Here is a 13,109-nt window from a genome sequence, read left to right on the forward strand (position 1 = left end):
GCGAAGGCGTGATACCGCGAGGCCGGGAAGGGTATTTGATCCTCTCCCGGGCGGGCGCGAGGCTTGCCACGAAGCGGAGGTGCGTTCGTGGACTCTCTGGACGACTGGCCGGGCAGTCGGCTGAGCGACGAGGAGCTCGACGTCGCCTACAACGTGCGGAGGAAGGCCGGGCCCGAGCTGTTCGACCGGTACATGGCCCGGTACCGGGCCATGTCGGAGGCGGCCGTCGAGGGGCTGCCGGGGCACCCGGGGATCGTCTACGACGAGGCGAGCGGGGAGCGGCTCGACGTCTGGGGCACCGGTGAGGGGCTGCGGCCGGTGTTCGTCTTCCTGCACGGCGGCTACTGGATGGCCCTGTCGCGGGACGTGTCGTCGTTCATGGCGAGGATGCTTTACGAGCAGGGCGTCGCGACCGTGGTGCCCGACTACACGCTGGCGCCGAAGGCGTCGCTGGAGGAGATCGTCCGGCAGGTGCGGGCGACCGTGGCCTGGGTGCACCGGCACGGGCGCGAGCACGGCCTCGACCCCGAGCGGATCGTGGTGGGCGGCAGTTCGGCGGGCGGGCACCTGACCGGGATGACGATGGTCGGCGGATGGCAGGAGCCGCTCGGGCTGCCCGCCGACGTCGTCAAGGCCGCGATGCCGTTCAGCGGGCTGTTCGACATCCGCCCGATCACCCGCGTCTACGTCAACGAGGCCGTGCGGCTGGACCTGGCGCGGGCCGCGGCGCTGAGCCCGGCGCTGCTGCCGGCGCCGTACCGCTGCCCGGCCGTCATCGCCGTCGCGGAGGACGACGGGGAGGGGTTCCTCACGCAGTCCCGGCTGTTCCATCCGCGCTGGGACGCCGGGGACCTGATGGTCGTGCCCGGCCGCGACCACTTCGACGTGGTCCTCGACCTCGCGGATCCGGACTCAGCGGTGGGCCGGGCGCTCGTCGGCCTGGTCCGCGCGGTGTGATCAGCCGGCGGTGATCTCGGCGGCCGCGCGGCGGAGGTGCTCCAGCATCAGCCGGGCGGACGGCGTCGGGGCGCGCCGCGCGGGCAGGGTCACGCCCACCTGGCGGCGGACGGTCTCCAGCGGCACCGGGAGCGGCGCGATCTCGGCGTCGGCCCGCGCGACCAGCTCGGGAAGGGCGGCGATCATGTCGGTGTCGCGGACGAGGGTACGGACGGTCAGCACCGAGGTGCACTCGACCAGGTTGCCGGGCGGTTCCAGGCCGGCGGCGCGGAAGACCTGCTCCAGCTCCGACCGGAGCGCCGTCTGCTCCAGGGGCAGCACCCAGGGGTAGGCGAGCAGGTCGGCCAGGCCGAGGCCCGCGACGGAGCGCGCGGGATGGCCCTGGCGGGCGACGAGGCGGACCGGCTCGCCGTACAGGGTGATCTGGCGCAGGCCGCGCAGGTCCCCGATCGGGTTGAGGCGGCCGAGGATCAGGTCGATCTCGCCGTCCAGCAGGCGGGGGACCTGCGCGTCGAAGGTGGCCTCCTGGACGATCACGGTGACGCCGGGGCGGTCCCGCTTCAGCGCCGCGATCGCCCGGGGGAGCAGGACGCTGGAGCCGGCGAGCAGGGTTCCGATCGTGACCGTGCCGACCTCCCCGTCGGCCAGGCCGCTGATGCGCTCGCCGGCGCGGCGCAGCTCGGCCAGGACGGCGCGCGCGTGCTCGACGAACGCGTCGCCGAACATCGTCGGGGTCATGCCGCGCGGGCCGCGGGTGAACAGCTCGACGCCGAGGAGGCCCTCCACCTCGCGCAGGCTGCGCGTCACCGCGGGCTGCGCGAGGCGCAGGTGCTCGGCCGCGCGCAGGACGCTGCCGTGGTCGGCGACGGCGACGACGAGCACCAGGTGCCGCAGCTTGAGCCGTCCGTTGAGCAGGTCGATCGCGCGCATGACGACTTGGTATCACAGATCGGTCATATCTGGCGGCTTCCGGGGTCACCGCCCGGGTATGGGGGCCGGGTCGAGACGGAGGAAGGGGGGCGGGTCCAGCGGGCCGGTGCCGCGGGTCATGACAGCGGGCCTCCCGGAGATCACCGGCGATCACAAGATCAAAGTGACATGGATCACGGGCTCGGCAAGCCGCGGTCCTGTTCGTATCCGGCCAGGGGCGGCGGGGTGTGGCATAGCCGTTCCGTCATAGCAGCCGGGGAATTTGGTATTTGCCAGGCATAGCTTCGCGGGCAGAGTATCGGGGTGTCGAGCCACGCGGGAGGGGACCGGATGAAGGCTGAGCACTACGTCGGCGGGATGTTCCGTTCGGACGGTCCGGCCTTCCCTCTCATCGCCCCCGCGGACGGCACGGAGCTGGGCACCGTGCCCGAGGCCACGCGGGAGGTCGTCGACGACGCCGTGGCCGCGGCCCGATCCGCGCTGAAGGGCCCCTGGGGCGCGACGTCCGCCGAGGAGCGCGCCGCGGCGCTGCGGCGCGTCGCCGACGGGATCCAGGCGCGGTTCGAGGAGTTCGTTGACGCCGAGGTCGCCGACACCGGCAGGCCGCGCGCGTTCGCCGAGACCGTCGACGTGCCGCGCGCCGTCGGCAACTTCCGCGCCTACGCCGACCTGCTGTACGGGCGACCCGAACGCGCCTACACCACGCGGGTCCCGGGGTGGAGCTCCGGGACGGGCGAGGCGCTCAACTACACGGTGCGCCGGCCGCTCGGGGTGGTGGCGGTCGTCTCGCCGTGGAACCTGCCGCTGCTGCTGTCGACCTGGAAGATCGCGCCCGCGCTCGCGTGCGGGAACGCCGTGGTGGCCAAGCCCTCGGAGGAGACGCCCTCGACCGCGACGCTGCTGGCCCGGGTGATCGACGAGGCGGGCCTGCCCGCCGGGGTCTTCAACGTCGTGCACGGGCACGGCCCCGGCGCGGCCGGGGAGTTCCTCACCGGGCACCCCGGGGTGGACGCGATCGCGTTCACCGGCGAGTCGGCCACCGGCGCCGCGATCATGCGCAACGCCGCCGACCACGTCACCCCCGTCTCCTTCGAGCTGGGCGGCAAGAACCCCGCGCTCGTCTTCTCCGACGCCGACCTGGAGGCCGCCGTCGACGGGACGGTCCGCTCCTCCTTCACCCACTCCGGGCAGATCTGCCTGTGCACCGAGCGCGTCTACGTGGAGCGCCCCGTCTTCGAGGAGTTCGTCGCGAGGCTCGGCGAGCGGGCCCGCGCGCTGGACGGCTACGGGCCGATGATCTCGGCCGGGCACCGCGACAAGGTCCTGTCCCACCTCCGGCTCGCCCGCGAGGAGGGCGCCGAGATCGTCGCCGGCGGCGGCGCCCCGCGGTTCGGGGACGCCCGGGACGGCGGCTTCCACGTCGAGCCGACCGTCCTCACCGGGCTCCCCGAGACCGCCAGGGCCGTGCGGGAGGAGATCTTCGGGCCGGTCTGCCACGTCGCGCCCTTCGACACCGAGGACGAGGCCCTCGCGCTCGCCAACGACAGCCGCTACGGGCTCGCCGCCACGGTGTGGACGCGGGACCTGTCGCGCGCGCACCGGGTCGCGCCGCGCGTCGAGACCGGGATCGTCTGGGTGAACTGCTGGAACCTGCGCGACCTGCGCACCCCGTTCGGCGGCGTGAAGGCGTCCGGGATCGGCAGGGAGGGGGGAGAGTACTCCCTGGACTTCTTCTCCGAACCCGTCAACGTCTGCGTCCAGATCTGAGAGCGAGCCCAGTGACCACGAACATCGAGGCCGCCGCCGAGCGGCTGCTCGGCGCCCACGCCGGCGGCGCGCCGTGCGCGCCCGTCCGCGACCTGATCACCACGGCGGACGAGGCCTACGCCGTCCAGGAACTGCTGACCGACCGCTGGCTGGGGGAGGGCCGCCGCCTCGCCGGCCGCAAGATCGGCCTGACGTCGCGCGCCGTCCAGGCGCAGATCGGGGTGGACAGCCCCGACTTCGGAATGCTGTTCGCCGACATGGCAGTCCCGGACGGGGAGGAGATCCCCGCCGGCGCCGTGCTGCAGCCGCGCGCCGAGGCGGAGGTCGCACTCGTGCTGGAGCGCGACCTGACCCACGAGCGGCACACCGCCGCCGACGTGATCCGCGCGACGGCGTTCGCGCTGCCCGCCATCGAGGTGGTCGGCAGCCGCGTCCGCGACTGGGACATCACGCTCGCCGACACGGTCGCCGACAACGCCTCCTCCGGCATGTACGCGCTGGGCAACCGCCCCGTCCCGCTCGCGGACGTCGACCTGCGCCTGTGCGGGATGGTGATGGAGCGGCGCGGCGAGCAGGTCTCGACCGGCAACGGCGCCGCCTGCCTCGGGCACCCGCTGAACGCCGCGCTCTGGCTCGCCGACACGCTCGTCCGCGTCGGACGCCCGCTGCGGGCCGGCGACACCGTCCTGACCGGCGCGCTCGGCCCGGTGGTCCCGGCCGGTCCGGGCGACGTGTTCGAGGCGCGCATCGACGGACTCGGCGACGTCCGCGTCGCGTTCGGCAAGGAGGAGTCCTGATGGCGGACGTGCACGCGCTCGCGGCGGCGCTCGACGAGGCCACCAGGGACGTCCGGGCGATCCCGAAGCTGACCGGCCGGACGCCGCTGGACGTCGCGACGGCGTACGCGGTGCAGCGCGCCGGGATCGAGCGGCGGCGCCGCAGGGGCGAGCGGCTCGCCGGGGTGAAGATGGGGTTCACCAGCCGCGCCAAGATGGTCCAGATGGGCGTGGACGACGTCATCTGGGGCCTGCTGACCGACGGCATGGCGGCCGGGCCGTCGGTGGACGTGTCCCGGCTCGTCCACCCGCGGATCGAGCCCGAGATCGCCTACCTGATCGGGCGGGAGGTCCGCTCCGCCGCCGAGGTCGAGTCCGCCGTGGCCGGCGTCGCCGTCGGGTTCGAGGTGCTCGACTCCCGCTACGAGGACTTCGCGTTCACGCTGCCGGACGTCATCGCCGACAACGCCTCGGCGGCGCGGTTCGGCGTCGGCGCCTGGCACGCGCCCCGCGACCTGTCCAACGCCGGGCTGCTGCTGGAGATCGACGGGAGGCCGGTGCAGACGGGCTCGTCCGCCGCGATCCTCGGGGACCCGGCGCGGTCGCTGCGGGCGGCGGCCCGGCTCGCGCTCGGCGCCGGGATGACGCTGGAGCCGGGCTGGATCGTCCTCGCCGGCGCCGCGACGGCGGCGGTCCCGCTTCCGAAGGACGCCCACGTCCGGGTCGTCGGCGCGGGCCTGGGCGCCGTGGAGGTGACGACCTGATGAACGACGCGATCCTCGTCGAGGGCAAGGCCGCGCCCCGAGGCCGGTTCCCGCACCTGCGGCGGGCCGGCGACCTGGTGTTCGTGTCCGGGACGAGCTCGCGCCGCCCGGACGGGACGTTCGCCGGGGCGAGCGCGGACGCGATGGGGGTCACCGACCTCGACGTCCGGGAGCAGACCCGCGCCGTCATCGAGAACATCCGCGACCTGCTGGAGGCGGCCGGCGGCGGCCTGTCCGACGTCGTCAGCGTCACCACCTACCTGGTGAGCATGAACGACTTCGGCGGCTACAACGAGGTCTACGGCGAGTACTTCGACGAGACGGGGCCCGCCCGCACGACCGTCGCCGTCCACCAGCTCCCGCACCCGCACCTGCTCATCGAGATCTCGTGCGTCGCGCACATCCCGCGGGCGACGCGGACCGGAAAGGAGGGCGGAGCATGACCCTGCCCCAGCTGTCGTTCGGACGGCCGTTCAACTTCGACGCCTGGATCGAGGAGCACCGCGACCTGCTGAAGCCGCCGGTCGGCAACGTCCAGGTGTTCGAGGACGCCGGGTTGATCATCATGGTGGTCGGCGGGCCCAACCAGCGCACCGACTTCCACGACGACCCGACCGAGGAGTTCTTCTACCAGCTCAAGGGCAACATGGTGCTGCGGGTCATGGAGGAGGAGGGCCGCCCGCCCACCGACCTTCAGATCAACGAGGGCGACGTGTTCCTGCTGCCCGCGCACGTCCGGCACTCGCCGCAGCGGCCCGAGCCCGGCTCGATCGGCCTCGTCGTGGAGATCCCTCGCCCCGAGGGCCTCACGGAGGCGTTCGAGTGGTACTGCACCGAGTGCCACCACCTCGTCCACCGCGCCGAGCTCCAGGTCCGCTCGATCGTGGACGACCTGCCGCCCGCCTTCGAGGGCTTCTACGGCAGCGACAGGAAATGCCCGAACTGCGGCGCGGTGCATCCGGGCCGGCGGTGGCCGCGGTCCATGACCCCGACGACGGCGCCCCGTGTCTGACGGGGCCTCGGTGACGGTCTTCGACGTCCACACGCACGTCTTCCCGGTGATCGGTCGCGACGAGGGGCGGATCCTCGCCGACGAGGGCCAGCCGTGGCTGCGCGTCGACGGCGGCGGCGCCGGCATGATGATGTGCGGCGACGCGGAGTACCGCCCCGTCGGGGAGGCGCTCTGGGACGCCGCGCGCCGCGTGGCCGACATGGACGCCGCCGGCGTCGACCGGCAGGCCGTCTCCTCCACGCCGCTGATGTTCGGGTACGCGGCCGAGCCGTCCCGCGCCGCCGACTGGTGCGACTTCGTGAACGACCGCATCCTGGCGTTCTGCTCGGACGCCCCCGACCGGCTCCTGCCGCTCTGCCAGGTGCCGCTCCAGGACCCGCAGCTCGCCTGCGAGGTCGCCAAGCGGGCGGCCGCCGCGGGGCACCGCGGCGTTCACATCGGCAACCATGTCGGCGACCGCAACCTCGACGACGAGGGGATCACGGCGTTCCTCGCGCACTGCGCGGAACTCGGCCTGCCCGTCCTGGCGCACCCGTGGGACATGCTCGGCGCCGACCGGATGCGCGGCCACATGCTGCCGTGGCTGGCGGGCATGCCCGCCGAGACGCAGTTGAGCATCCTCGGGCTGATGCTGTCGGGCGCGTTCGAGCGGCTCCCGGAGTCCCTGCGGCTGTGCTTCTGCCACGGCGGCGGCAGCTTCGCCTTCCTGCTCGGGCGGGCCGACAACGCCTGGCACCGCCGCGACATCGTGCGCGCCGACTCGCCGCGCCCCCCGTCGGAGTACGTCGGCCGGTTCCACGTCGACTCGGCCGTGTTCGATCCTCGCGCGCTGCGCCTGCTGGTGGACGTGATGGGCCCCGAACGGGTCATGCTCGGCACCGACTACCCGTTCCCGCTCGGCGAGAAGGACCCCGGCGCGACGATCCGGGCCTGCCCCGGCCTGGACGACGCCGAGCGCGCCCTGCTGCTCGGCGGCAACGCGGAGGCGTTCTTCGCGCCCGCCCTCGATCTGGTGACCACCGAAGGAATGACGCAGTGACCCTGGAGGACGAGGCCCGGCGCCTCGACGAGACCGATCCGCTGCCCACGCTGCGCGGGGAGTTCCTCGTCCCGCCCGCGCCGGGCGGGCCCCACGCGGAGGCGGCCTACTTCGCGGGCAACTCCCTCGGGCTCCAGCCGAGGAGCGCGGCCGTGCTGCTCCGCGAGGAGCTTGACGACTGGGCGCGGCTCGCGGTCGAGGCCCACACCCAGGGGCGCCGTCCCTGGGTGGCGTACCACGAGCTGCTCCGCGAGCCCGCCGCCCGCCTCGTGGGCGCGCTCCCGCACGAGGTCGTCGCGATGAACTCGCTGACGGTCAACCTGCACCTGATGATGGCGAGCTTCTACCGGCCCGCCGGGACGCGCACCCGCATCGTCATCGAGGACGCGGCGTTCCCGTCCGACTCCTACGCGGTGGCGAGCCAGGTCGTCCACCACGGGCTCGACCCGGCAGCGACGGTCGTGCGGCTCAGGCCCCGCGACGGCGAGGACGCCCTGCGCACCGAGGACGTCCTGGCGTTCCTCGACCGCGAGGGCGGCACGGTCGCGCTCGTCCTGCTCGGCGGGGTCAACTACCTGACCGGACAGCTGATGGACATGGAGGCGATCACCAGGGCGGGCCGGGCCGCCGGCGCCGTCGTCGGGTGGGACCTCGCCCACGCCGCCGGGAACGTCCCCCTGCGGCTGCACGACTGGGACGTGGACTTCGCCGCCTGGTGCACCTACAAGTACCTCAACGGCGGTCCCGGCGCCGTCGCGGGATGCTTCGTCCACGAGCGGCACGTCCGGGACTCCGCCGTTCCGAAGCTGGCGGGCTGGTGGGGCACCGACCCCGCCGTCCGGTTCCGGATGGACCCCGACATCGCGCCGCCCGCCTCCGCCGACGCCTGGCAGCTGTCCAACCCGCCGATCATGGCGCTGGCGCCGGTGCTGGCCTCCCTGGAGATCTTCGACCGGGTGGGGATGGACGCGCTGCGCGCCAAGAGCGGGCGCCTGACCGGCTACCTGGCGGACCGGCTCGCCGGGATCGGCGCCGAGGTCGTCACGCCGTCCGACCCCGCGGAGCGCGGCGCCCAGCTGTCGGTGCGGGTGGCGGACGCGGGCGGGCTCGTCCGGAGGCTCGCCGAGGCCCACGGCGTCGTCGCCGACGCGCGCGAGCCCGATGTCGTCCGGCTGGCGCCCGTGCCGCTGTACTGCACCTTCCACGACTGCCATCGCGCCGCCGCGGCCCTTGCGGATCTTCTTTAGGTGTGTCGGTGCATGGGCTCGCCCGGCATCGGGTAAGTTCGTCTGCGTTGCACGATGGCACCGGCCCGGCCGGCCGGCGCCAAGCAGTCTCGAAGCGTTTTCTCCGGGTGACCGGCGGGCGTGAGTGAGTCCGCTTGCAGCCCGGCCCCGTCGACCGGCGGGCCGGAGACGTTTTACCCGGAAGGGAAAGACCATGGCCGAAGGCACCGTGAAGTGGTTCAACGCTGAGAAGGGCTTCGGGTTCATCGCGCCCGACGGCGGCGGCCCCGACGTGTTCGTCCACTACTCGGCGATCACGACCAACGGCTACCGCAGCCTCGACGAGAACCAGCGCGTCGGGTTCGAGATCACCCAGGGCCAGAAGGGCCCGCAGGCCGAGGGCGTCTACCCGCTCTAAGGTCCTGCCGGATCTCAGCTGAGGCCGGGAGCGCTCGCGCGTTCCCGGCCTTTCGCACGTCCACCGGCCGTGCGCCCGCCTGGGGCACCGCCTTCTCCACGCGGCCGGAGGTCTCGGCCGCGGGTCGCCCGGCCGCGCCGCCGCCGCGCGGGTTGAGGGCCCCGGCCGTCACGGTCATGACCGCGACCACGCACGTGATGAGCGCGAACGCGGCCGGGTAGGACAGCGCCCCGGCCGTCCAGCCGGTGACGGCGGGCGCGGTCAGCCCCGATAGATAGGTGATCGTCGCGACGCCCGCGACGCCCTCGCCCGGGGTGGCGCCGGCGTCGCCGGCCGCCGCGAACACCAGAGGCACGACCGTCGCCACGCCGACGCCGAGCAGCGCGAACCCCGCGATGGCCGGCCCGGGTGCGCGGGACGCCACGACGAGCGCGCCGCCGAGCACCGCCACCACGCCGCCGCACCGGACCACCCGGGCCGGGCCGAGCCGCCGCACCAGCCGGTCGCCGAGAAGCCGCGTGCCCGCCATGCACGACATGAAGACGGTGTAGGCGGCGGCGGCCAGTCCTGGGCCCGCGTCCGTCACCTCGGTCAGGTAGACGGCCGTCCAGTCGGCGCTGGCGCCCTCGGCGAACGTGGCGCAGAAGCCGACGACGCCGATGGCCAGCACGGCCCGCGTCGGCCTCTACGGCCTGGTCGCCGACCGCGCCCACGTCGCCGGGGTGGACCTGCGCCGCGACGCCGTGCACGTCAGCGTCGCCGACATCGCGGGGAACCCGGCGGGATCGGCGTCCCGGCCCCTGCCCCCGTCCTCCGACCTGTGCGCCCTCGTCGCCGACGCGGTGACCGAGGCGGCGGGCGGCCGCGCCCTGCACACGGTCGTGCTGGGAACCCCCGGGCTGATCGACCCGCGCACCGGGCGCGCCACCGACAGCGGCGTCCCCGGCGGCCGGCCCGACCTCGGCGCGGCCCTGCGCGACCGGCTCGGCACTCCGGTGCGGCTGGAGAACGAGGTCAACCTCGGCGCCATCGCCGAGCACCGGGAGGGCGCGGCGGCGGGCCGCGACGACTTCGCGCTCCTCTGGCTGGACGACGGCGTCGGCGGAGCGCTGGTGCTGGACGGACGGCTGCGGCGCGGCGCGTCGGGCGGCGCGGGCGAGGTGGGCCTGCTGAAGGTCGGCGGCACGGACTTCTGCGCCCTGCTCGACGAGGCGGCCGTCGCGGGGCTGGACGAGGAGGTGGTGGCCGGGCGCATCGCCGAGGCGGTGTTCGTGCTCGTCGCCGTCCTGGACCCCGGGCTCGTCGTGCTCGGCGGGACGCTCGGCCGCGCGGGCGGCGACCGGCTCGCCGGCCTGGTCGCCGCGCACCTCGGCCGCCTCAGCCCGGCCGCCACCGAGGTGCGGCCCGGCCGCGTCGAGGGCGACGCCGTGCTGCGCGGCGCGGTGCTGACCGCCCTCGACCTCGTCCGCGACGACGTCTTCGGCTAGAGGCCCGACGGCGGGAGGGCGCCCGGGCGGGCCCCTACTCCTTCGGCAGGCGCTCGCCGGCCCGGAGCCGGTCCAGGCCGAGCCAGATGAACTCCACGGCCATCTGCTCGGCGCGCTCGCGCGGCGTGTCGGGATGCTCCAGCCACCACGACACCATCGACAGCATCGACCCGTACATCAGCGGGACGAGCAGCCGCGCCCGCCGCTCGTTCACCGCGAGCGCCGCCGGGGACAGCGCCGGGTCGGCGCGGCGGCGGCGCAGCAGCAGGTCGGCGAACGCGGTGCCGAGCCGGTCCCGCAGCTCCCGGAGCTCCAGGCCCACCTCGGGCTTGTCGAGGTGCCGGACCACGAGGGCCCACGCGTCCGGCTCCTCGGTGGCGTAGTCGAACAGCACCCGGATCATCGCCCGGATGCCGTCCGCCGAGCCGTGCGCGGCGAGCACGGCCCGGTTCAGCCGACCGGTGATCTCGGCCACGATCGCCTCGGTGACCTCGGCGAACAGCTCCTCCTTGGAGGTGAAGTGCTGGTACAGCAGCGCTTTGGACACCTGCGCCTCCGACGCCACGTGCTCCATCTGGGTCAGGTGGTAGCCGCGCCGGCCGAACTCCGCCAGCGCCGCCTGCAGCAGCTGCTCGCGCCGCCGGGCGTGCGGCATGCGCCGCCGCGCGCCCGGCGCCGCCTCCCCCGTGCCGTCCGTCATGTGCCGAGGTACCGTCCGAGCTCGGCGCGGGCCACGCTGCGCACGTGGACCTCGTCCGGGCCGTCCGCGAGGCGCAGCGTGCGCAGCCCCGCCCACATCGCGGCGAGCGGGGTGTCGTCGCTGACGCCGGCGCCGCCGTGCACCTGGATCGCCCGGTCGACCACCTCCAGCGCGACGCGCGGCGCGATCACCTTGATCGCCGCGACCTCGGAGCGGGCGGCCTGCACGCCCTGCTTGTCGATCAGCCAGGCGGTCTTGAGGGTGAGCAGCCGGGCCTGCTCGATCGCCATCCGCGACTCGGCGATCTGCTGGCGCACCACGCCCTGCTTGGCCAGCGGCCCGCCGAAGGCGACGCGCGACACCGCGCGCTCGCACATCAGCTCCAGCGCCCGCTCGGCCATCCCGATCGCGCGCATGCAGTGGTGGATGCGGCCGGGACCGAGGCGGGCCTGCGCGATGGCGAAGCCGCCGCCCTCCTCGCCGACCAGGTTCTCCACCGGGACGCGGACGTCGGTAAGGGTGATCTCGCAGTGGCCGTGCTGGTCCTGGTAGCCGAACACGGGCAGCGGCCGGACGACCTCCACCCCGGGGGCGTCGAGCGGCACGAGCACCATCGACTGCTGCCGGTACGGGTGCCCCTCCGGGTCCGTCTTGCCCATCACGATCATGATCTTGCAGCGCGGGTCCGCGGAGCCGCTGATCCACCACTTGCGGCCGTTGACGACGTAGTGGTCGCCGTCCCGCTCGATGCGGGTGGAGATGTTCGTGGCGTCCGAGCTCGCCACGTCCGGCTCGGTCATCGCGAACGCGCTGCGGATCTCGCCGTTCAGCAGCGGTGCGAGCCAGCGCTCCTTCTGCTCGGGCGTGCCGAACAGGTGCAGGACCTCCATGTTGCCGGTGTCGGGCGCCGCGCAGTTGATGGCCTCCGGCGCGAGGTTGGGGGAGCGCCCCGTCACCTCGGCGAGGGAGGCGTAGTCGGTGACCGACAGGCCGTGGGCGGGGTCCTCGCAGTCGGGAAGGAACAGGTTCCAGAGGCCGCGCCCGCGCGCCTCCGTCTTGAGGTCCTCGACGACCTGCGGGACGTGGTGCTCGCGGCCCGCCGCGCGCAGCTCGGCCCGCTGGGCCGCGTAGACCGGCTCGGCCGGGTAGACGTGGGAGTCCATGAAGTCCTGGAGGCGGCCGAGGTGGTCCCGGGCCCGCTCGCTCAAACCGAAGTCCATTCCGCTAGAGTAACTGACGAGTCAGTTACTTCGGGAGGAGTCCCCCATGGCACCCTTCGACGGCACCGGCAAGGTCGCACTGATCACGGGCGGATCCAACGGCATCGGGGCCGCGGTGGCCCGCCGCCTCGCCCGCGAGGGCGCGCGCGTCGTGCTCGCCGACGTCGACGCGGCGGCCGGGGACGCGCTCGCGAAGGAGCTGGACGGCGCGTTCGTCCGCTGCGACGTGCGCGACCCCGCCGACAGCGAGGCCGCCGTCGCGGCCGCCGTCGACCGCTTCGGGGGCCTGGACGTGGCGTTCCTCAACGCCGGGGTGGCGGGCGGCGGGGGCGTCGGCGACGACTTCGACCTCGCGGCGTACCGGCGGGCCATGGGGATCAACCTCGACGGCGTCGTGTTCGGCGCGCACGCCGCGCTGCCCGCGCTCCGCGCCCGGGGCGGCGGCGACATCGTGGCCACGGCGAGCATGGCCGCGCTCACCGCGACGCCGTTCGACCCGGTCTACGGCGCCAACAAGGCGGCCGTGGTCGGACTGGTCCGCGCCCTCGGCCCCGCGTTCGCCGAGGAGGGCATCCGCGTGAACGCGCTGTGCCCCTCTTTCGCCGACACCGACATCCTCACCCCGTTGAAGGGGCACCTCCAGGAGACCGGCTTCCCGATCCTGGAGGTGGGGGACGTGGTCGAGGCGTTCATGCGGATCCTGGACGCCGACGGCGCCGGCGAGGCCTGGTACGTGGTGCCGGGGCGCCCGTCCGAGCCGTTCCGCTTCCGCGGCGTCCCCGGGCCCCGCTGAGCATCCGAGAGCTTCTGAGG

At 74.3% G+C, this 13,109-nt stretch carries 15 protein-coding genes; 11 read left to right on the plus strand and 4 right to left on the minus strand.

Annotation, left to right across the window (positions count from 1 at the left end; translation table 11 throughout):
* Positions 1–87: 87 nt before the first annotated feature.
* Positions 88–957: an alpha/beta hydrolase gene (locus BKA00_RS06505; protein ID WP_230299258.1), complete on the plus strand. Its 870-nt coding sequence runs from the start codon at positions 88–90 to the stop codon at positions 955–957.
* Here the strand turns inward: BKA00_RS06505 and BKA00_RS06510 are convergent, their stop codons facing one another.
* Positions 958–1,887, minus strand: coding sequence for a LysR substrate-binding domain-containing protein (locus BKA00_RS06510; protein WP_185024050.1), 930 nt, complete (start codon positions 1,885–1,887; stop codon positions 958–960).
* 330 nt (positions 1,888–2,217) lie between these two features.
* Here BKA00_RS06510 and BKA00_RS06515 point away from each other — a divergent pair, with 330 nt between their 5' ends.
* From BKA00_RS06515 to BKA00_RS06550, 8 genes are all read left to right on the plus strand, one after another.
* Entirely contained in the window at positions 2,218–3,654 is a 1,437-nt protein-coding gene (locus tag BKA00_RS06515) for a 2-hydroxymuconic semialdehyde dehydrogenase (RefSeq protein ID WP_185024051.1), read from the plus strand.
* Positions 3,655–3,665: 11 nt separating this feature from the next.
* Positions 3,666–4,451, plus strand: a complete 786-nt coding sequence (locus tag BKA00_RS06520) for a 2-keto-4-pentenoate hydratase (RefSeq protein WP_276530162.1) — start codon at positions 3,666–3,668, stop codon at positions 4,449–4,451.
* Positions 4,451–5,194, plus strand: a complete 744-nt coding sequence (locus BKA00_RS06525; protein ID WP_185024056.1) for a 2-keto-4-pentenoate hydratase — start codon at positions 4,451–4,453, stop codon at positions 5,192–5,194. Before BKA00_RS06520 ends, BKA00_RS06525 begins: the two co-directional genes overlap by 1 nt.
* Entirely contained in the window at positions 5,194–5,637 is a 444-nt protein-coding gene (locus BKA00_RS06530) for a RidA family protein (RefSeq protein ID WP_185024058.1), read from the plus strand. The genes BKA00_RS06525 and BKA00_RS06530 overlap by 1 nt, the downstream gene beginning before the upstream one ends.
* Positions 5,634–6,206: a 3-hydroxyanthranilate 3,4-dioxygenase gene (locus BKA00_RS06535; RefSeq protein ID WP_185024059.1), complete on the plus strand. Its 573-nt coding sequence runs from the start codon at positions 5,634–5,636 to the stop codon at positions 6,204–6,206. Before BKA00_RS06530 ends, BKA00_RS06535 begins: the two co-directional genes overlap by 4 nt.
* On the plus strand, positions 6,199–7,245 hold the full coding sequence (locus BKA00_RS06540) for an amidohydrolase family protein (protein ID WP_230299257.1): 1,047 nt from the start codon (positions 6,199–6,201) through the stop codon (positions 7,243–7,245). Before BKA00_RS06535 ends, BKA00_RS06540 begins: the two co-directional genes overlap by 8 nt.
* Entirely contained in the window at positions 7,242–8,492 is a 1,251-nt protein-coding gene (gene kynU, locus BKA00_RS06545) for a kynureninase (RefSeq protein ID WP_230299256.1), read from the plus strand. Before BKA00_RS06540 ends, kynU begins: the two co-directional genes overlap by 4 nt.
* A gap of 193 nt (positions 8,493–8,685) precedes the next feature.
* On the plus strand, positions 8,686–8,889 hold the full coding sequence (locus BKA00_RS06550; protein ID WP_067639228.1) for a cold-shock protein: 204 nt from the start codon (positions 8,686–8,688) through the stop codon (positions 8,887–8,889).
* Here BKA00_RS06550 and BKA00_RS06555 read toward each other — a convergent pair.
* Positions 8,840–9,559 carry an MFS transporter gene (locus tag BKA00_RS06555; RefSeq protein WP_185024061.1) on the minus strand — a complete coding sequence of 240 codons (720 nt, stop codon included), beginning with the start codon at positions 9,557–9,559 and terminating at the stop codon, positions 8,840–8,842. The two genes, BKA00_RS06550 and BKA00_RS06555, sit on opposite strands and share 50 nt — an antisense overlap.
* On the opposite strand from BKA00_RS06555, the gene BKA00_RS06560 reads away from it, so the two are divergent.
* On the plus strand, positions 9,549–10,376 hold the full coding sequence (locus BKA00_RS06560) for an ROK family protein (RefSeq protein WP_185024062.1): 828 nt from the start codon (positions 9,549–9,551) through the stop codon (positions 10,374–10,376). The genes BKA00_RS06555 and BKA00_RS06560 overlap by 11 nt on opposite strands.
* Before the next feature lie 34 nt (positions 10,377–10,410).
* Here BKA00_RS06560 and BKA00_RS06565 read toward each other — a convergent pair whose 3' ends face one another.
* Positions 10,411–11,076: a TetR/AcrR family transcriptional regulator gene (locus BKA00_RS06565; RefSeq protein ID WP_185024064.1), complete on the minus strand. Its 666-nt coding sequence runs from the start codon at positions 11,074–11,076 to the stop codon at positions 10,411–10,413.
* Complete coding sequence (locus tag BKA00_RS06570) at positions 11,073–12,296, minus strand: acyl-CoA dehydrogenase family protein (protein WP_185024065.1); 1,224 nt, start codon at positions 12,294–12,296, stop codon at positions 11,073–11,075. The genes BKA00_RS06565 and BKA00_RS06570 overlap by 4 nt, the downstream gene beginning before the upstream one ends.
* 46 nt (positions 12,297–12,342) lie before the next feature.
* Between BKA00_RS06570 and BKA00_RS06575 the strand changes: the two genes are divergently transcribed.
* Complete coding sequence (locus BKA00_RS06575) at positions 12,343–13,089, plus strand: SDR family oxidoreductase (RefSeq protein WP_185024067.1); 747 nt, start codon at positions 12,343–12,345, stop codon at positions 13,087–13,089.
* Positions 13,090–13,109 lie beyond the last annotated feature (20 nt).

This window comes from Actinomadura coerulea (genome assembly GCF_014208105.1).
GTDB classification, from domain to species: domain Bacteria; phylum Actinomycetota; class Actinomycetes; order Streptosporangiales; family Streptosporangiaceae; genus Spirillospora; species Spirillospora coerulea.